An 18,317-nucleotide genomic window follows, 5' to 3' on the forward strand; every position below is an offset into this window, starting at 1 on the left:
CTGCCCCAGCGGCGCCAGGCTGTCGGCCGGACCGCCGGCCGCCGGCCAGCGCCAGCCGGGGCGGTCGGACCCCGACCAGCTGTAGACGCTGCGCAGCGCGGTCTGCACCTTCCGCCCGACCGGAGCGGCCGCGGCGTCGGAGCCCAGGAACTCCCGGACCGTCCTCTCCGTGAGCGCGGTCGTCGGGTGGAGCAGCCCGTTCGCCTTGGCCACGGCCCAGACCACGCCCAGCGCCGCCCGGGCAGGCCGCTCGCCGGCGAAGACGCCGGGCCGGCGCTCGAAGCCGAGCAGGAGCGCTCGCCGCAGTGCCAGCCGCACCTCGCCTCCCGGACCGTCGTAGAACCGCTCGCTCACCGCGTCGAGCAGCTCGGCGATCGCCCGGAAGCGCGCGCCGCCCGCCGCGTCCAGGTCGATGGGCGGCTCCGGCAGCGGCCCGGTCAGCGGCTCCCGCGTCAGGGTCAGCACGGCCTGCCGGCTGCCGCAGTGGGCGTCGAGCCACTCCATCGCGCCCACCCATGCGGGCGGCTCGGCGCAGGCGGGGGCGTCGAGCACGCGCCGCTGTGCGGCGAGCACGTCGTACATCAGGTCCCGGCACTCCGGGCACAGGTGGACCGTGTGATCGAGCTGCTGCGTGTCGCCAGCGTCGTACCAGCTCGCGGTGTCGTCGTTCATGGTGACCTCCGTCTCCTTCATCTGTCGTTGCGAAGAGATGTGCGTGGAAGTCGCCGTCCTCGCCGAGCACTCCACCACGGCCCACCGACAGAACCGGGCGCAACCCGGATTGACGCCACCCATTAACGTTCCGCGTGTGGCACACAAGTTGGTGATCGTCGAGTCCCCGGCGAAAGCACGCACGATCGGCGGCTATCTCGGGGACGGCTTCGTCGTGGAGTCCTCCATCGGCCACATCCGCGACCTGCCGCAGTCGGCCGCCGACACCCCGGCCAAGATCAAGGACAAGCCCTGGGGTCGTCTCGGTGTCGACACCGACAACGGATTCCAGCCCTACTACGTCGTCCCCAGGGACAAGAAGAGCCACATCACCAAGCTCAAGGGCCTGCTCAAGGAGGCCGACGAGCTCTACCTCGCCACCGACGAGGACCGCGAGGGCGAGGCCATCGCGTGGCACCTCCTCGACGAGCTGAAGCCGAAGAACATCCCGGTCAAGCGGATGGTCTTCCATGAGATCACCCGCGACGCGATCCAGGCCGCGGCCGCGAGCCCGCGCGAGCTCGACATGGACCTCGTCGAGGCGCAGGAGACCCGACGCATCCTCGACCGCCTCTACGGCTACGAGGTCAGCCCGGTGCTCTGGCGCAAGGTGATGTCCGGCCTCTCCGCCGGCCGCGTGCAGTCCGTCGCCACCCGGCTCGTCGTCGACCGCGAGCGCACCCGGATGGCCTTCAAGGTCGCCTCCTACTGGGACCTCGAGGGCACCTTCGACTCGGGCGTCGCCGGCGCCGGCTCCGCCCGGATCTTCCCGGCCAAGCTCCACTCCATCGACGGCACCCGCGTCGCCTCCGGGTCCAACTTCGACCTGGACGGCAACCTCAAGGGCGGGTCCGACAAGGTCGTGCACCTCGATCGCACCCGCGCCGAGGCCCTCGTCGGCGCACTCGCCGACACGACGTACGACGTCCGCAGCGTCGAGTCGAAGCCCTACCGCCGCAGCCCCTACGCCCCCTTCCGCACCACCACCCTGCAGCAGGAGGCGAGCCGCAAGCTCGGCATGAGCAGCTCGGTCACGATGTCCGTGGCCCAGCGGCTCTACGAGAACGGCTTCATCACCTACATGCGCACCGACTCCACCAGCCTGTCGGACACCGCGGTCAACGCCGCGCGGCGCCAGGTCAGCGAGCTGTACGGCGGCGACTACCTGCCCGACGCGCCTCGCGTCTACGCCAGCAAGGTCAAGAACGCCCAGGAGGCGCACGAGGCGATCCGCCCCTCGGGCGACACCTTCCGCACCCCCGCCCAGACCGGCCTGACGGGCGACCAGTTCCGGCTCTACGAGCTGATCTGGATGCGCACCGTCGCCTCCCAGATGAAGGACGCCGTCGGCCAGACGGTCTCGATCCGGCTCGGCGGCGCGGCCGCCACTGGCGAGGACGTCGTCTTCGGCACCAGCGGACGCGTGATCACCTTCCACGGCTTCCTCAAGGCCTACGTCGAGGGCACCGACTCCGCCGATTCCGAGAAGGACGACGCCGAGACCCGCCTGCCCAACCTCAACCAGGGCGACAGCGTGACCAGCGCGAGCCTGGGTGCCAACGGCCACGAGACCAAGCCGCCCGCCCGCTACACCGAGGCGACCCTCATCAAGGAGCTCGAGGACCGCGAGATCGGCCGCCCCTCGACGTACGCCTCGATCATCTCGACCATCATCAACCGCGGCTACGTCTACAAGAAGGGCACCGCGCTCGTCCCGGCGTGGATCGCCTTCAGCGCGACCCGGCTGCTCGAGGACCACTTCGACCGGTTCATCGACTACGACTTCACCGCCCACATGGAGCGCGCCCTCGACGAGATCGCCAACGGCAGCGCCACCCGGGTCGGGGAGCTCGGCGAGTTCTACTTCGGCTCCGAGCGCCAGGAGGGGCTCAAGCCGCTGGTCGACGGGCTCGGCGACATCGACGCGCGCGAGAACGCGACCTTCCCGATCGGCGGCGCCGACTCGGGGATCCGGCTGCGGGTGGGCAAGTTCGGCCCCTACCTCGAGGGCCCCGACGACGACGGCACCTCGCTCGGCAAGCGCGCCAACGTCCCCGACGACCTGCCGCCCGACGAGCTCACCCTCGACCGCGCCAAGGAGCTGCTGGCCAACCCGACCGGCGTCGACATCGAGCTCGGCAACCACCCCGAGAGCGGTCTGCCGATCGTCGCCAAGGCCGGTCGCTACGGGCCGTACGTCACCGAGGTGCTCCCCGACGACGCCCCCAAGGGCACCAAGCCGCGCACCGCGAGCCTGTTCAAGAGCCAGACGCTGGAGTCGATCACCCTCGACCAGGCGGTCAAGCTGCTCACCCTGCCGCGCGTCGTCGGCGTGGCCGAGGACGGCGAGGAGATCACCGCCCAGAACGGCCGCTACGGGCCCTACCTCAAGAAGGGCTCCGACTCCCGCACGATCGGCAGCGAGGAGCAGCTGCTCACCATCACCCTCCCCGAGGCGCTGGCGATCTACGCCCAGCCCAAGGCCCGGGGCCGCGCCGCCGCGGCGGCGCCGCTCAAGGAGCTCGGCAACGACCCGGTCTCCGGCCAGCCGATCGTGGTGAAGTCCGGGCGCTTCGGCGACTACGTCACCGACGGGGAGTACAACGCCACCCTGCGCAAGGACGACACCATCGATCAGCTCACCCTCGAGCGCGCCGCGGAGCTGCTCGCCGAGCGGCGCGCCAAGGGACCCGCCAAGAAGGCGGCGAAGAAGACGGCCAAGAAGGCGCCCGCCAAGAAGACCGCGGCGAAGAAGACCGCCTCCAAGAAGTGAGTACGACGCGTTGACTCTGCGGCACACCGTCGTCACTCGCGACGAGGGCACCAGCTTCACCGTCACGACCTGGCCCGCGGCGGATCCGGGCGCCCCGGTGCTGCTCGTCCAGCCCGCCATGGGGATGCCCGCGAGCTACTACCACCGCCTCGGCGAGCAGGTCGCCGCGGCGGGGATGCATGCCGCCGTCGCGGAGCTGCGCGGCCACGAGGCCGAGGGCGGCCGGATCCCCAGCCACTCCTACGACTTCGGGTACGCCGACATGCTCGACGACCTCGATGCCACCGTGGCCACGGTGGAGGAGCGGTTCCCCGGGTCGCCGGTCGTGCTGCTCGGCCACTCGATGGGCGGACAGCTGGGGACGGCGTACGTCGCCACGCACCCGGGGCGGATCGCCGGCCTCGTGCTGATCGGGTCGGGGACGCCGTACTGGCGCGACTTCGGGTGGCGCGCGCTGATCGCGGCGCCCCTCTTCGTCGGCACCAGCCAGGCTCTCGGGCACTTCCCGGGCAAGCGCTTCAAGTTCGCCGGTCGCGAGGCCAGGACCATGATGCGCGACTGGGCCGGACTGGCGGTGACCGGCCGTCTCCCGGGCGCCACCCGTGCCGAGCTCGACGCCCTGACCGTGCCGGTGCTCGCCTACACGATCGCCGGCGACTGGCTCGCCGGCGACGCCAGCGTGCACGGGCTGCTCGACCTGATCCCTCGCGCCGACGTCACCTGGGAGCACCTCGACGAGGACGGCATCGACCACTTCAAGTGGGCCCGCCGTCCCGACAGCGTGCTGCCCCAGATCCTCGGGTGGGTGCGCAGCGCTGTCGGTGAGCCCGCATAGGGTGTCCGGCGTGAGGTTCCCGGGGGTCTACGCCGACACCGGGGTCTTCGTCTGCTTCGAGGGCGGCGAGGGGTCGGGCAAGTCGACCCAGTCCCGTCTGCTCGCCGACACGCTCGCCGCCGACGGGTTCACGCCGCTGCTCACCCACGAGCCGGGCGGCACCGAGGTCGGCCGGACGATCCGCCGGATCGTGCTCTCGCCCGAGACCGGCGCCCTCGCCGACCGCTGCGAGGCGCTGCTCTACGCGGCCGACAAGGCCGAGCACGTCGAGACGCTCGTGCTGCCCGCTCTCGCCCGCGGCGAGGTCGTCATCATGGACCGCTACGTCGACTCCACGCTGGCCTACCAGGGTGCCGGCCGCACCCTTCCGGTCGCCGAGGTGGAGGAGGTGGCGCGCTGGGCGACCCGCGATCTGAGACCCCACCTCACCGTCGTGCTCGACCTCGAGCCGTCGGCCGGGCTGGGTCGCTTCGAGGGCCGCGACCGGATCGAGGGGGAGTCGCTGGAGTTCCACGAGCGCGTTCGCCACGCCTTCCTCACCATGGCCGGCGCCGACCCCGATCACTACCTCGTGCTCGACGCGCGGGCGCCCGTCGAGGAGATCCACCGGGCGATCCTCGCGCGCGCCATCCCGCTGCTCGAGCAGGCGGCGCGATGACCACCCAGGAGTCGGCGTGACGGTCTCCCTCGCCACGGCGGTGGCCTCGTGACGGTCTGGGACGGCCTCGTCGGACAGCGGCACGTCGTCGGCTCGCTCCAGCGGGCCGCCGGAGGCCAGGGCATGACGCAGTCCTGGCTCTTCACCGGACCTCCGGGATCGGGCCGCTCCAACGCCGCGATCGCCTTCGCGGCCGCCCTCCAGTGCCCCGACCGCGGCTGCGGGACGTGCCACGAGTGCCACACCGTCCTCGCCGGCTCCCACGCCGACGTCGCGGTCATCCGCACCGAGAAGCTGTCCATCGGCGTCGACGAGGTCCGCGAGCTCGTACGCCGGAGCGCGCTCGCCCCGGCCGGCGGACGCTGGCAGATCCTGATCGTGGAGGACGCCGACCGGCTGACCGAGCAGGCCAACAACGCGCTGCTCAAGGCGATCGAAGAGCCCAACGGCCACACCGTCTGGATGCTCTGCGCCCCGACCGTCGAGGACCTCCTGCCCACCATCCGCAGCCGCTGTCGCCTCGTCACGCTGTCCACGCCGACGACCGACGAGGTGGCCGGATTCCTCGTCCGCGTCGACGACGTGAACGCCTCGCTCGCCGACTACGCCGCCCGGGCCAGCCAGGGCCACATCGGCCGCGCGCGGGCCCTGGCGCGCGACGAGGCGACCCGCAACCGGCGCCGCGAGGTGGTCGCGATCCCGGCGATGCTCGTCAGCCCGGCCGGTCGGAGCGGTCTCGGCGCCTGCATGCGCGCCGCGACCCAGCTCGTCGAGGTGTCCAAGGCGGAGGCCGACGCGATCACGCAGGAGCTGGACGCGCGGGAGAAGGCCGATCTCGACGCCGCCTACGGCGTCGTCGAGCGCGGCCGTCGCCCGCGCGAGTACGCACCGGCGCTGCGCCGCCTGGAGGAGGGTCAGCGGACCCGCGCGAAGCGGCGGCAGCTCGACGTGATCGACCGCGGTCTCATGGACCTGGTGAGCGTCTACCGCGACGCGATCGCGGTCGCCGCCGGCGTACCCACGCGCCTGGTCAACGAGGAGATCCGGGCCGAGGTCGAGTCGCTCGCCCGCGTCGCCACGCCCGAGGCCAACCTGGTGCGGATCGACGCGATCTTCGCCGCGCGCGAGCAGATGCTGGAGTTCAACGTCCCTCCGGCGCTCGCGCTGGAGTCACTGATGGTCGCCCTGCGAGGGACGGGCGAGCCGAGCGAGAGGGGAGTCCGGGCATGAGCCGCGGGAACAAGGTCATGGTGTGGGTGCTCGTCGCCGCGCTCATCCTCGGCGGCCTGGCCGCGGTCGTCGCGGCGGTGGTGTCCGGCTCCGGCGGCTCGGGCACCTCGGGCGCCCAGGACCCAGCCGCCTCCATGTCGCCCGAGGCGGGATCGAGCATCGCACCCGAGGCGACGCTCCAGCAGTTCTACGGCCAGAAGCTCGACTGGTCGAGCTGCCGCAAGACGTTCCAGTGCGCGACCCTCACGGTCCCGCTCGACTACGCCGACCCGACAGGCACGACGATCGACCTCGCGCTCCTCAAGGTCCCCGCCAGCGGCAAGCGGGTGGGCTCGCTGGTGGTCAACCCGGGAGGCCCGGGCGCCCCGGGCACCGACTACGCCGCGCAGTACGAGGACGCCTTCGGCACGCCGCTGCACGAGCGCTTCGACATCGTCGGCTTCGACCCGCGCGGCACCGGCGACTCCTCGCCGGTCGACTGCCTCACCGACGAGCAGCTGAACGCCTACATCGACACCGACCCGGACCCGGACACCCCCGCCGAGGAGGCCGAGTCCTTCGCGGTCGGGCGCGAGTTCGGCGCGGGCTGCGTCGCCAGGTCGGGCGAGCTCGCGGCCCACGTCTCCACCGAGGAGGCGGCGCGCGACATGGACGTGCTCCGCTCGGCGCTGGGCGAGGCGACCCTGGACTACTTCGGCGCGTCCTACGGCACCAAGCTGGGCGCGACCTACGCCGACCTCTTCCCGACCAAGGTCGGCCGCTTCGTCCTCGACGGCGCCGTCGACCCGTCGCTGCCCGCCGCGACGATGAACCTCGAGCAAGCCAAGGGCTTCCAGACCGCCCTCGACGCGTACGTCGACAACTGCCTGGACCCAAGCGACGTCGACGACCGGGACCGCGACGGCGGGAGCGACAGCTGCTTCCTCGGCTCCACCCGCGAGGAGGCCGAGCAGAGGATCGCGGACCTCCTGGCACAGATCGACGCCAAGCCCCTGCCCACCTCCGGCGGCGGCGAGCTCACCGAGGGGGAGGCCTTCCTCGGCATCGCCCTGCCCCTCTACTCCCGCGACTACTGGATCTACCTCAGCCAGGCGCTGAAGCAGGCGCTGAACAGCGGCTCGGGCGACATCCTCCAGCTGCTCGCCGACGCCTACGCCAGCCGCGAGAACGGCGCGTTCACCGACAACTCGATGGAGGCGATCTACGCGATCAACTGCCTCGACGACTCCTGGGCGCTCACCTCGGCCGCCGAGGTGGAGAAGGTGATCCCCGACTTCGAGAAGGCCTCGCCGACCTTCGGCCGCGCCTTCGCGTGGATGGGCACGTCCTGCGCCGGCTTCCAGGACAAGACCGACAACGAGCCGCACGAGCTGCACGCCACCGGGTCCGCCCCGATCGTCGTCGTCGGCACCACGCGCGACCCCGCCACGCCCTACCAGTGGGCGAAGTCCCTCGCGTCCCAGCTGGACAACGGCGTACTCGTGAGCAGGGACGGCGACGGCCACACCGGCTACAACGCGGGCAACTCGTGCGTCGACGGGGCGATCGAGGACTACCTCATCAAGGGCGTCGTGCCGAAGGACGGCCTCTCCTGCTGACCCCGCCGATCGGGGCCTCCCCTCCCGCCGACTGGGGCCTCCCCTCCCCGCGAATGGGGCCTTTCCTCACGCCGAATGGGGCCTTGGGGAGTCACACCGGCTCGGCGTAGTCGTGCATCCGGCGAGTGGCCAGCTCGATCATGAAGCGAGCCGCGTTCGAGAGCGTGGCGCCGGGGCGATGGGCGATGGCGAACGTCTCGTAGACCTTGGGCCGCAGCGACACGTAGGCCGCGCGCGGGGCGAGGGTCGGGATGAGTACGTCGGCGATCCCCTTGGTCGTGACGGTGTCGGCCACCCCGCGCCCGGCCAGCTCGATGACGGTCTCGACGTCCTCCACCTCGATCTTGGGCGCCAGGGTGCGGCCGTGCTCGGCCATCATCTGGCTGAGCTTGATCCGGGTGGAGTCGACGTCCTTGAACGAGCTCTGGGAGAGCGCCAGGTTCGCCAGCGAGAGCCGGTGCGGTGTGACCGGCGTCGCGAGCCGGGCCGGGTCGACGCTGACGTAGACGATCTCGTCGCGCGCGATCGGCGTGAGGTCGAGGCCTTCGCTGACCAGGCTGGAGACGGCGATGAGCGCCACCTCGAGCTTCCCGTGACGCAGGTCCTCGTAGATCTCGATCGAGTTCAGCCCGGTGATCTCGACCCGGACGCCGGGGTAGCGCGCCAGCACGTCGGCGACGAGGTTGGCGCTGAGGTAGTGCCGGCCGGCGCCGAACATGCCGAACCGGATCGTGCCGGTCTCGAAGGACTTCGCCGACTGCACCGCGCGCCTCGCCTCGTCGGCGGCGGCGAGGGTGCGCTCGGCGTGGGGCCGGAGCTCGTCGGCGACGGTCGTCGGCACCACGCCGCGGCCCACCCGGCGGAACAGGTCGACGCCGAGGCCGCGCTCCAGGCCGCGGATCTGCTCGGAGATGGAGGGTTGGGCATAGCCGAGCTCCTCGGCCGCCGCCGTCAGCGAGCCGTGCTCGTAGACCGTGAGGAAGCACCGCAGCTGGTGCAGCGTCATCATGGCTCGAACCTCATAGGAAAAGCCTATGGGATCCAGAGAAAAGATCGTCTACCTCTATACAATAATCCGGCTCATCATAGAAGCATGTTCACCCACCACTGCTCGTCGTGCGACACGACCTACCTCTTCTTCCCGACCGACATCGCGGCGCTGCGCAACACCGACCACGGTGTCGAGATCCACTTCGACTGCGTCTGCGGCGCCCCCCAGGTCGAGGCCACCCAGCACGTCCTCGCCGCCTGAGCGACGCTCCCTGGTGGCACGTCCGGCAAGTCGGCCGGCGCCCCCGCGGCTGCGCTCCGGCTGTTTCGACGACCGCTAGCGGCAGAATCCCGCGATCTCGAGGCCGTGGTCCTGGTCGCCGAAGGTCTGCGCCAGCGCCAGTCCGGCCCAGTCGACGGGCGAGGGCAGCTCCGACGCGCTGATCCCGCCGCGGGTGGCCAGCGCGAGCACGAGCTCCCCGCCGCCGGCGTACGCCCAGGCGCCGCGGGTGCCCTCGGCGCCCCCGCCCGGCGAGCGGACGACGACATGCTCGGGGATCGCGCCCCGCATGTCGGCGGGTGCCTCGCCGCTCCAGCACTCGTAGTGCGCGAGCAGCCACGCGCTCGGCTCGGGACCGACGCCGGCGACGTCCGCTTCCCCGGTCACCACGACGAGGTCGGTCGGCCGGGACGTGAGCGAGACCCCGACCGCGACGAGTCCCCCGACCGCGAGGGCGTTGATCGCCAGCAGCCGCACGAGGACGCGCCGGACGCCGGCGCGTCGCGGTGCCCTCGGTGAGACGATCACGGCGCCTTAACGAGCCGTGCCGACATCGGTGCCGACCGCGGACCGGTGGTCTAGCGCGGTCCCGGTCGCCGCGTTTTCGTCGCTCGGGCGGGTCGTCGCTATGCTTGCCCGCGTTGTCCACGCCCCGCCCGGCCCGTCCGCGGCGGACGCGAGGCCAGCACGCCGCCTTAGCTCAGTCGGTAGAGCAACTCACTCGTAATGAGTAGGTCGTCAGTTCGATTCTGACAGGCGGCTCCAGCATCGGAATGTCGCGCGCGTAGCCTGGAGGCGTGCGCACGCTCCTCCTGTACGACGCCGACTGCGGCTTCTGCGAGACCGTGGCCGGCCGCCTTCCGCTCCTGAGGCTCGACCTCGACATCACCTCGATCCAGGCCGAGGACCTCGAGGCGCTGGGCATCGACGCCGAGCGGGCCGAGCGGGAGATGCCGCTGGTGCGGCCGGACGGGAGCGTCGTCTACGGCCACGTCGCGTGGGGTGAGGCGCTGCTGCGCGGGCCACTGCCGCTCCGCCTCGCCGGCCACGCGCTCCTGGCCCGCCCGGTCGTGCCCCTCGCGCGCCGGGTCTATGCGTGGGTCTCCGACAACCGCCAGCGCCTGCCCGGCGGCACGCCGCAGTGCGCGCTGCCGCCGAAGCCGTAGCGCTCGCTAGGCTCGGCGGTCGTGGCGGAGCGCAGGCAGTTCAACACCTCGATCACCGAGACCGCGCGCCGGCAGCTCGCGCGCGTCGCGGACGAGCGGGGGATCTCCCGCGACCGGCTCGTGGAGGAGCTCCTGCGGGAGTACGCCGCCGGCGCCCCGACGAGTCAGCCCGAGGACTGGGTGCGCGTCCCGTTCCGGGTCGACGCCGACGTGCTCGAGGCGGCCCAGGCCGAGGCCAGGCGCCGGGGAGAGAAGCTCTCGGAGGCGCTGCGGCAGCGGATCGACGCGGTCGACGAAGGCTGACCGGTCACGGCACGAACACGATCCGCTCCTCCGAGCCGAGCGACTCCGTCCACGTCCGCTCGACGTCGGTGAGGGGCACCGCGCGCGGCCGTACGTCGAAGGCGCCGGCGGCGACCGCCTTGGCGATCGCGGGCAGCTCGCTCTTGTACTCGCGCCCCGGCACCGAGCCGATCCCGCTGCCGACGAGCTGGAGCCGGGCCGAGCGCAGGGCGGCCGACGGGATCGACGACTCCAGGCCCGCCATCGACCCGATCTGGACCCAGGCGAGCGGCTGCGAGCGGTCGCGGCGAGCGGTCAGCAGGGGCACCATCGCCGCGGCGGTGACCGGACCCCAGACGTAGTCCAGGACCACGTCGACGTCCGCAGCCGGGGTCAGGTCGTCGTAGAGCAGTGTGCGGTCGGCCCCGAGCGCGCCGAGCGGAGCGAGCTTCGCGATGTTGCGTCCCGCGGCGACGACCTCCCTGGCACCGAGTCGCTTCGCGACCTGGATCGCCATCCGCCCGGAGCTGCCGGTCGCGCCGAGGATCAGCACCCGCTGTCCCCGCCGGAACCGGATGCGCCGGCGTAGCGCCACCCAGGAGGACATCACGGCGTTCATCGCCGCCGCGATGGCGACCGGGTCGACGCTCCGGGGGAGGACGACACTGCGGTCGAGCTCGATCACGGTGCGCTCGGCCATGGTGCCGAGCGCGGTGTCGTCCAGCAGCGCGTAGCGCAGCCGCCCGCGGTCGTCGCGGACGACGGCGTCGATGCCCGGCACGAGGGGGAGCTCGTCGGTGCTCGTGTAGTGGGAGCCGTCCGCCTGGGAGCGCACCCGGGGATGCAGGGCGGCGGCGAGCACCTCGACCACCGCCTCGCCGCGCGCGGAGGCGGTCGGCTCCTCGATCTCGGTGTAACGGGGCGGGGCGTCGTACGACGTCACGAGGGCAGCATGCATGGCGATCTCCTGTCGATTGTTCGTGACACGAACTACTTGATAGTTTGATTCGCGAAACGAACCATGTCAACCTGAGCGCATGCCGCAACGTGTCGACGAGGAGCGAGCCGTCGACGCGCTGGTCCAGGCCTCGTTCGCCGTCACGCGCGTCCTGTCGGAGGTCGCCTCCGAGCACGACGTCTCCCTGACCCTGCTGCGACTGATGGGGATCCTCCTCGACCATGAGCCGCGGATGGCCGAGCTGGCCGAGCACCTCGGCCTCGAGCGCTCCACCATGTCCGGCCTCATCGACCGGGCCGAGCGACGCGGACTCGTCGAACGGCGCCCCGACCCGGTCGACGCCCGGGCGACGGTCGTGGTGATGACCGAGGACTCCCGCGAGCTCGTCGAGTCCGCCCGGGAGCGGATCCTGGAGACCCTCGGCGAGTTCCTGCTCGATCTGCATCCGGCCCAGATCGCGCACCTGACCGACAGCCTCGAGACCATCGTCTCGACCGCCGGCGGGACGCGGTAGCCTCGCCGGACCATGGACAGTGCGGAGACGGTGCGCCTGCGCCCGATCGACCCGGACGACGCCCTCGACGTCGCGGAGGTGCTCCGCATCAACGAGGAGAACGTCGAGGTGCTCGCGCCCATGGACGAGGCGAAGCTGCGGCGCAAGCAGGCGATCGCCGAGCGCTTCGACGTGATCGAGGTCGGCGGGCGGATCGCGGGCTTCGTGGTCGTCTACGCGCCGACGGCGGGCTACTGGTCGGAGAACTTCGCGTGGTTCTCCGGGCGCTACGACGACTTCCTCTATCTCGACCGGATCGCGCTCGACCCGCAGGTGCGCCGGCTCGGTGTCGGCAGCCACGTCTACGCCGAGCTCGAGGCGCTCGCGGCACCTCGCGGGAGGATGACCCTCGAGGCCGTCGACACCAACGCGGGCAGCCTCGCCTTCCATGCCCGTCGCGGGTACGCCGAGGTCGGCCGTCTCACCGTCGACGGCCACCCGAACGTCATGATGGTCAAGGAGCTCTGATCCGGCGATGACGCAGGGAGTCGACATCGAGGCGATCGAGCTCCGCCGGATCGCGCTGCCCCTCGTCGCGCCGTTCCGGACCTCCTTCGGCACCCAGACCGACCGCGACGCCCTGCTCGTCAAGGTGGTCACCGGCGACGCCGAGGGCTGGGGCGAGTGCGTCGCCGACGCCGACCCGCTCTACTCCTCGGAGTACATCGCGACCCAGGAGGAGGTGATGCGCGGCTTCCTCATCCCCGCGCTCGCCTCGGACGCCGGACGCCATGCCCTCCGCCAGCACGGCGCCCCCGCGGTCGCCCGGGTGCTGAGCCCGTTCAAGGGCCACCGGATGGCCAAGGCCGCGCTGGAGACGGCGATCCTCGACGCCGAGCTGCGCGCGGAGGGCCGCAGCCTGGCCCGCGAGCTCGGCGGCGTCGCCGCGACCGTGCCGAGCGGTGTCAGCGTCGGCATCATGGACGAGATCGCGCAGCTCCTCGACGTCGTCGGCGGTTACCTGGCCGAGGGCTACGTCCGGATCAAGCTCAAGATCGAGCCCGGCTGGGACGTCGAGCCGGTGCGAGCCGTCCGGGAGCGCTTCGGCGACATCCCGCTGCAGGTCGACGCCAACACGGCGTACACGCTCCGCGACGCCCGCCACCTCGCCCGGCTCGACCCCTTCGACCTGCTCCTGATCGAGCAGCCGCTGGAGGAGGACGACATGCTCGGCCACGCCGACCTGGCGAAGCTCATCAGCACCCCGATCTGCCTCGACGAGTCGATCCTCTCCGCCCAGACCGCGGCCGCGGCCATCCGGCTCGGTGCCTGCGAGATCGTCAACATCAAGCCCGGCCGGGTCGGCGGCTACCTCGAGGCCGTCCGGATCCACGACGTCGCCGCCGCGCACGGCAAGGCGGTCTGGTGCGGTGGCATGCTCGAGACCGGCATCGGCCGGGCGGCCAACGTCGCCCTCGCCTCGCTGCCCGGCTTCACCCTGCCGGGCGACATCTCGGCGTCGCACCGCTTCTACGCCCGCGACATCACCGAGCCGCTGCGGATCCAGGACGGCCACATGCGGGTGCCGACCGGCCCAGGCCTGGGCCCGACGCCGATCCCCGAGATCCTCGACGAGGTCACCACGAGCGTCGGGCTCATCGACGTGTCGCGCCCGTGACCCTTCCCCTCGTCAGCCGCGAGGGTCCACGATGTGCGGAGCCGCCCAACCGCTGGGCGGCATGACGATAGGGGGGATCCGATGGCAGGCAAGTTCGAGGTCTACGAGGACAAGGGCGGCAAGTTCCGCTTCCGGCTGAAGGCCTCCAACGGCCAGGTGGTCGCGGTCGGCGAGGCGTACGAGACGCTCTCGGCCGCGAAGAAGGGCACCGAGGCGGTCCAGCGGGCCGCCGACGGCGCGACGGTCGTCGAGACCGAGGGCTGAGCCGCTTCGGCGGGCGCGCGGGCACCGGCCCGCCGCCCGCCGTCAGCTCTGGACGGTGCCCTCCCAGGCCGACCGCGCGCCGGAGTCCCCGACCCGGTAGACCTGCACGCCCGCGGCGACCGAGGCGGCCAGCGCCAGCACCGCGACGAATCCGGTGAGGACGCGGTGGCCCCGGCCGGAGAGCACGACGAGCAGCACGTCGAGCACGAGCAGCGGGAGTGCGAACCAGATCAGCTGCTCGCCCAGCTTGGCGTGCTCGCCCGGGTCCCCGACCCACTTCTCCAGCGCCTCGCCGCTCTGGGTCGCGACCGGGATCAGGACCGTCGCGACCGCCGTGCAGCCGACGAGGAGCCAGCCGAAGCGCCGGCGCCACGGCGGCACGACCACCACGGCGACGGTGCCGAGCACGGCCAGGGGCAGCAGCACGACGACCGCGTGCACGACCAGCGGGTGGAGGGGGATCCCGTCGATGGAGTCGAACATGCGTCCAGCATGAACGTTCAATCTGAGAATCGCCAGTGTCCCGGCAGTCTCCGGGTCAGATGAGCTGGAGCGCCTTCGCGGTCCGCTCGAGCGTGGCGGTGGCCAGCTCGGCGTCGTCGCCCAGCTTCGTCCCGTACGTCGGCACCAGCTCGGCCAGCGTGGGTGCCCATGCCTCGCGGTGGTCCGGGAAGCACTGGTCGAGGATCTGCAGCATGATCGGCGTCGCGGTCGAGGCGCCCGGCGAGGCGCCGAGGAGGCCGGCGATGGTGCCCTCGTCGCCGACGATGACCTCGGTGCCGAACTGCAGCGTGCCGTCGGGGCGGATCACCTGGACCCGCTGGCCGGCGACGACCTTCTCCCAGTCGCCCTGCTGCGCCTCGGGGAAGAAGTCGAGGACGTCCTTGAACTTCCGCGAGGAGCTCGAGAGCACCTGGGTGATGAGGTACCAGGTCAGGGGCACGTTGTGGACGCCGGTGGTGAGCATCGGGGCGATGTTGTCGCCCTTGATCGACCCGAACAGGTCGAGCCAGGAGCCCTTCTTGAGGAACTTCGGCGTCCATCCGGCGTACGGGCCGAAGAGGAGGTGCCGCTTGCCGTCGATGACGCGGGTGTCCAGGTGCGGCACCGACATCGGCGGGGCGCCGACGGCCGCCTTGCCGTAGACCTTGGCGAGGTGCTTGCTGACCAGCTCGGGCTTGGAGGTGCGCAGGAACTCCCCGGAGACGGGGAAGCCGCCGAAGCCCTTGATCTCCTTGATCCGCGACTTCTGCAGCAGCGGCAGGGCACGGCCGCCGGCGCCGACGAAGACGAAGTCCGCGGTGTGGTGGAACTTCTCCTTGGTGTCGTGGTGGCGGCCGATGACGTGCCAGACGCCGTCGTTGGTGCGGTGGACGAGCTTCACGTCGGCGCCGAACTCCACCGTGGCGCCGCGGGCGACCAGGTTGTCGGTGAGGGCCTTGGTCAGCGTGCCGAAGTCGACGTCGGTGCCGGCCGGGTGGAAGGTCGCGGCGATGGCCTCGCCGGGACGCCGGCCCTCGATCAGCAGCGGCGCCCACTTCTTGATGACGTCGTAGTCGTCGCTGAACTCCATGCCCGCGAAGAGCGGGTGCTCGCGCAGGGCCTGCCAGCGGCGGTGGAGGTAGTCGACGTTGGCGGCACCCCAGACGAACGACATGTGCGGCGTGGTGCGGATGAACGACGAGGGGTCGGGGATCTCGCCGCTCTCGACGAGGAAGGCCCACAGCTGGCGGGAGAGCTGGAACTGCTCGTTGACCACGACCGCCTTGGAGATGTCGATCGTGCCGTCGGCCGCCACCGGCGTGTAGTTGAGCTCGCACAGCGCCGAGTGACCGGTGCCGGCGTTGTTCCAGGGGCCGGAGGACTCCTCGGCGAGCGCGTCGAGACGCTCGAGGATGCGGATGTTCCACGTCGGCTCGAGGTGCTGCAGCAGCGTGCCGAGCGTGGCGCTCATGATGCCGCCGCCGATGAGCACGATGTCCTTCGTCGCTGAGTTGGTCGCAGGAGACGCCATGAGCGGATTCTAGGATGCGTTCGTGCCTGCTCTGACATCAGCCCATCGGGCGTGGATCGAGGAGGCCGTACGCCGGGTGGAGGCCGACTCCAATCGCAGTGCCGACACGCACCTCCACCTGACACCGCTGCCCGACGCGGTGGGGGAGGCCGGCATCTCGCTCTACCTCAAGGACGAGTCCGTCCACCCGACCGGCTCGCTCAAGCACCGGCTCGCCCGCTCCCTCTTCCTCTACGCGCTCTGCAACGGCTGGCTGCGGCCCGACTCCACCGTGGTCGAGGCGTCGTCGGGCTCGACCGCCGTCTCCGAGGCCTACTTCGCGCGGCTCATCGGGCTGCCCTTCGTCGCCGTGATGCCGCGCTCCACGTCGCCGGCGAAGGTCGAGCTCATCGAGTGGTACGGCGGCACCTGCGCGTTCGTCGACACCGCCGGGCAGGTCTACGACGAGGCCCGGCGCATCGCCGCGGAGCGCGGCGGCCACTACATGGACCAGTTCACCTACGCCGAGCGGGCGACCGACTGGCGCGGCAACAACAACATCGCCGAGTCGATCTTCGCCCAGCTCGCGGCCGAGCCGCACCCGATCCCGGCGTGGATCGTCGTGTCGGCCGGGACCGGCGGCACCTCGGCGACCATCGGCCGCTACCTGCGCTACCGGCGCCATCCCACCCGGCTGCTCGTCGCCGACCCCGACGGCTCGGCCTTCCTCGACGGCTGGGCGGCCGACACCTCCGACGCGACCGGCCCGGGCTCGCGGATCGAGGGCATCGGCCGCCCGCGGATCGAGCCGTCGTTCGTCGGCGGGGTGGTCGACGACATGGTCCGGGTCCCCGATGCCGCGTCGATCGCCACGATGCGCTGGGTCTCGTCGCTGCTCGGGCGGCCGGTCGGGCCCTCGACCGGCACCAACGTCTGGGCGGCCCTCGGGGTGATCGAGCGGATGCGCGCGGCCGGGCAGCCGGGGTCGGTGGTCACGCTGCTGTGCGATGGCGGCGAGCGCTACCGGACGACCTACTTCGACGACGCCTGGATCAGCGGCCAGGGGATCGAGCTCGCTCCCTTCGACGCCGCGCTGACGGCGTACGCGGAGAGCGGGACGCTCGTCGTCTGACCCCGATGGTCTAGACCGTTCGGGCATTTCGCGTCATGGAGCGCGAACGCGCCCGTTCCATCCCCGAAGGTCGTCCACCGGTGGGGGGTGGACGACCTTCACCCTCCTCCCGGCGGCGCTCGCCGGCTGCGGCACGATGGGGCCATGTCCGCCAGCCCCGACTCCACCGGCGCCGCCGTCTCGCCCGACTCCGGAGAGCACTGGAGCGCCCCCGGAGCCTGGCGGGTGGCCGACGGGCTCCATCGCATCCCGCTGCCCCTGCCCATGGACGGGCTGCGCGCGGTCAACGTCTACGTGCTCGAGTCCGGCGACGCGAGCGGAGGGCTGACGCTCATCGACGGCGGCTGGGCGATCACCGAGTCCCGCACGGCGCTGGAGAAGGGCCTCGCCCAGATCGGCCGCGGCTTCGGCGACATCCGGCGCTTCCTCGTCACCCATGTCCACCGCGACCACTACTCGCTCGCCGCCACCCTCGGCACCGAGTACGGCGTCGACGTGACGCTCGGGATCGGCGACAAGCCCACGCTCGACATGCTGCTGGACCCGTCGTCGGTCAGTGGGCCGACGATGTTCGACCAGCTCCGCGACGCCGGCGCGCACGACCTCGCCGAGCTCTTCGAGGGCTTCGACCTCGACGACGGGCGCGACGACCGGTCGTCGCGCTATCCCGATACGTGGCTGGAGGGCGACCAGCGGATCGCGGTGGGGGAGCGCACCCTGGACGCCATCCACACCCCGGGTCACACCCGCGGCCACTTCGTCTTCGCCGACACCGCCGCCGGGATGCTCTTCGCGGGCGACCACGTCCTGCCCACGATCACCCCGTCGATCGGCTTCGAGCCGGCGGTCGGCGAGCAGCCGCTGCGCGACTTCATGGCCTCGCTGACGCGGATGCGGGAGCTGCCGGACCTGCGGCTGCTGCCCGCGCACGGCCCGGTCGCACCGTCGACCCATGCGCGGGTGGACGAGCTGCTCGCCCATCACGAGCGGCGGCTGTCGCTGTGCCTCGCCGCCCTGACCGGCGGTGCGCCCGTGACCTCGAAGGAGGTCGCCCAGACGCTGCCCTGGACCCGGCACGAGCACCCGTTCTCCCGTCTCGACAGCTTCAACGCCGCGCTCGCGGTGATGGAGACCAAGGCGCATCTGGAGCTCCTGGTGGCGCGCGGCCAGGCGGCCCGCTCGCCGTCGGCCGACGGCGTCGGGTTTAGCCCGGCGGGCTGAGTGAGAGACTCCAAGCGCACACGACGCATCGGGCGTCGCAAGAATGGGGTGGAAC

20 protein-coding genes and 1 tRNA gene are annotated in these 18,317 nt (G+C 71.7%); 15 read left to right on the top strand and 6 right to left on the bottom strand.

The features are described from left to right. On the bottom strand, nucleotides 1-693 hold a 693-nt coding region (locus QM572_RS04575; protein WP_415090505.1), incomplete at its 3' end, for a hypothetical protein. 115 nt (nucleotides 694-808) lie between these two features. On the opposite strand from QM572_RS04575, the gene topA reads away from it, so the two are divergent. Genes topA through QM572_RS04600 form a run of 5 tightly spaced genes read left to right on the top strand, consistent with a single transcriptional unit; the run spans nucleotide 809 to nucleotide 7,805 of the window. Then, nucleotides 809-3,484, top strand: coding sequence for a type I DNA topoisomerase (gene topA, locus QM572_RS04580; RefSeq protein WP_415090508.1), 2,676 nt, complete (start codon nucleotides 809-811; stop codon nucleotides 3,482-3,484). Between the two features lie 10 nt (nucleotides 3,485-3,494). Beyond that, entirely contained in the window at nucleotides 3,495-4,319 is an 825-nt protein-coding gene (locus QM572_RS04585; RefSeq protein WP_415090510.1) for an alpha/beta fold hydrolase, read from the top strand. 10 nt (nucleotides 4,320-4,329) lie between these two features. Then, a complete protein-coding gene (gene tmk, locus QM572_RS04590; protein ID WP_415090513.1) occupies nucleotides 4,330-4,977 on the top strand; it encodes a dTMP kinase in 648 nt (215 codons plus the stop codon). 48 nt (nucleotides 4,978-5,025) lie between these two features. Continuing rightward, a complete protein-coding gene (locus tag QM572_RS04595) occupies nucleotides 5,026-6,207 on the top strand; it encodes a DNA polymerase III subunit delta' (RefSeq protein WP_415090515.1) in 1,182 nt (393 codons plus the stop codon). Beyond that, on the top strand, nucleotides 6,204-7,805 hold the full coding sequence (locus tag QM572_RS04600) for an alpha/beta hydrolase (RefSeq protein WP_415090517.1): 1,602 nt from the start codon (nucleotides 6,204-6,206) through the stop codon (nucleotides 7,803-7,805). Before QM572_RS04595 ends, QM572_RS04600 begins: the two co-directional genes overlap by 4 nt. Before the next feature lie 91 nt (nucleotides 7,806-7,896). Here QM572_RS04600 and QM572_RS04605 read toward each other — a convergent pair whose 3' ends face one another. Beyond that, nucleotides 7,897-8,814 carry a LysR family transcriptional regulator gene (locus tag QM572_RS04605; RefSeq protein ID WP_415090519.1) on the bottom strand — a complete coding sequence of 306 codons (918 nt, stop codon included), beginning with the start codon at nucleotides 8,812-8,814 and terminating at the stop codon, nucleotides 7,897-7,899. Between the two features lie 84 nt (nucleotides 8,815-8,898). Here QM572_RS04605 and QM572_RS04610 point away from each other — a divergent pair, with 84 nt between their 5' ends. After that, nucleotides 8,899-9,057 carry a hypothetical protein gene (locus QM572_RS04610; protein ID WP_415090521.1) on the top strand — a complete coding sequence of 53 codons (159 nt, stop codon included), beginning with the start codon at nucleotides 8,899-8,901 and terminating at the stop codon, nucleotides 9,055-9,057. A 75-nt stretch (nucleotides 9,058-9,132) separates the two neighbouring features. On the opposite strand, the gene QM572_RS04615 is transcribed toward QM572_RS04610, so the two are convergent. Then, nucleotides 9,133-9,603 carry a hypothetical protein gene (locus QM572_RS04615; protein WP_415090523.1) on the bottom strand — a complete coding sequence of 157 codons (471 nt, stop codon included), beginning with the start codon at nucleotides 9,601-9,603 and terminating at the stop codon, nucleotides 9,133-9,135. Between the two features lie 161 nt (nucleotides 9,604-9,764). Here QM572_RS04615 and QM572_RS04620 point away from each other — a divergent pair. The 3 genes from QM572_RS04620 to QM572_RS04630 all read left to right on the top strand — a co-directional run bounded on the left by QM572_RS04620 (nucleotide 9,765) and on the right by QM572_RS04630 (nucleotide 10,544). Beyond that, nucleotides 9,765-9,840 (top strand) — tRNA-Thr (locus tag QM572_RS04620). Between the two features lie 32 nt (nucleotides 9,841-9,872). Then, entirely contained in the window at nucleotides 9,873-10,241 is a 369-nt protein-coding gene (locus QM572_RS04625; protein ID WP_415090525.1) for a thiol-disulfide oxidoreductase DCC family protein, read from the top strand. 21 nt (nucleotides 10,242-10,262) lie between these two features. Further along, nucleotides 10,263-10,544 (top strand): hypothetical protein, encoded by a 282-nt coding sequence (locus tag QM572_RS04630; RefSeq protein WP_415090527.1) that lies wholly within the window; start codon nucleotides 10,263-10,265, stop codon nucleotides 10,542-10,544. Between the two features lie 4 nt (nucleotides 10,545-10,548). Here QM572_RS04630 and QM572_RS04635 read toward each other — a convergent pair whose 3' ends face one another. Then, on the bottom strand, nucleotides 10,549-11,481 hold the full coding sequence (locus tag QM572_RS04635) for a zinc-binding alcohol dehydrogenase family protein (protein ID WP_415090529.1): 933 nt from the start codon (nucleotides 11,479-11,481) through the stop codon (nucleotides 10,549-10,551). Nucleotides 11,482-11,560: 79 nt separating this feature from the next. On the opposite strand from QM572_RS04635, the gene QM572_RS04640 reads away from it, so the two are divergent. The 4 genes from QM572_RS04640 (at nucleotide 11,561) to QM572_RS04655 (ending at nucleotide 13,916) form a co-directional block, all read left to right on the top strand. After that, on the top strand, nucleotides 11,561-11,995 hold the full coding sequence (locus QM572_RS04640; protein ID WP_415090531.1) for a MarR family winged helix-turn-helix transcriptional regulator: 435 nt from the start codon (nucleotides 11,561-11,563) through the stop codon (nucleotides 11,993-11,995). Nucleotides 11,996-12,007: 12 nt separating this feature from the next. Beyond that, complete coding sequence (locus QM572_RS04645; protein ID WP_415090533.1) at nucleotides 12,008-12,502, top strand: GNAT family N-acetyltransferase; 495 nt, start codon at nucleotides 12,008-12,010, stop codon at nucleotides 12,500-12,502. Nucleotides 12,503-12,509: 7 nt separating this feature from the next. Beyond that, the gene (menC, locus tag QM572_RS04650; protein WP_415090534.1) at nucleotides 12,510-13,652 is read left to right on the top strand and encodes an o-succinylbenzoate synthase; all 1,143 of its coding nucleotides are present in this window, start codon (nucleotides 12,510-12,512) and stop codon (nucleotides 13,650-13,652) included. 81 nt (nucleotides 13,653-13,733) lie between these two features. After that, entirely contained in the window at nucleotides 13,734-13,916 is a 183-nt protein-coding gene (locus QM572_RS04655; protein ID WP_415090536.1) for a YegP family protein, read from the top strand. A gap of 42 nt (nucleotides 13,917-13,958) precedes the next feature. On the opposite strand, the gene QM572_RS04660 is transcribed toward QM572_RS04655, so the two are convergent. Both QM572_RS04660 and mqo read right to left on the bottom strand, forming a co-directional pair. Beyond that, nucleotides 13,959-14,399, bottom strand: coding sequence for a DUF2231 domain-containing protein (locus QM572_RS04660; protein WP_415090538.1), 441 nt, complete (start codon nucleotides 14,397-14,399; stop codon nucleotides 13,959-13,961). Nucleotides 14,400-14,454: 55 nt separating this feature from the next. After that, the gene (mqo, locus tag QM572_RS04665) at nucleotides 14,455-15,930 is read right to left on the bottom strand and encodes a malate dehydrogenase (quinone) (RefSeq protein WP_415090540.1); all 1,476 of its coding nucleotides are present in this window, start codon (nucleotides 15,928-15,930) and stop codon (nucleotides 14,455-14,457) included. Nucleotides 15,931-15,952: 22 nt separating this feature from the next. On the opposite strand from mqo, the gene QM572_RS04670 reads away from it, so the two are divergent. After that, nucleotides 15,953-17,041, top strand: a complete 1,089-nt coding sequence (locus tag QM572_RS04670) for a PLP-dependent cysteine synthase family protein (RefSeq protein WP_415090542.1) — start codon at nucleotides 15,953-15,955, stop codon at nucleotides 17,039-17,041. A 144-nt stretch (nucleotides 17,042-17,185) separates the two neighbouring features. Continuing rightward, nucleotides 17,186-18,262, top strand: a complete 1,077-nt coding sequence (locus QM572_RS04675; RefSeq protein WP_415090543.1) for an MBL fold metallo-hydrolase — start codon at nucleotides 17,186-17,188, stop codon at nucleotides 18,260-18,262. The last annotated feature ends 55 nt before the right edge of the window (nucleotides 18,263-18,317 follow it).

Origin of the sequence: Nocardioides sp. (assembly GCF_047607365.1) — a bacterium.
GTDB lineage: Bacteria > Actinomycetota > Actinomycetes > Propionibacteriales > Nocardioidaceae > Nocardioides.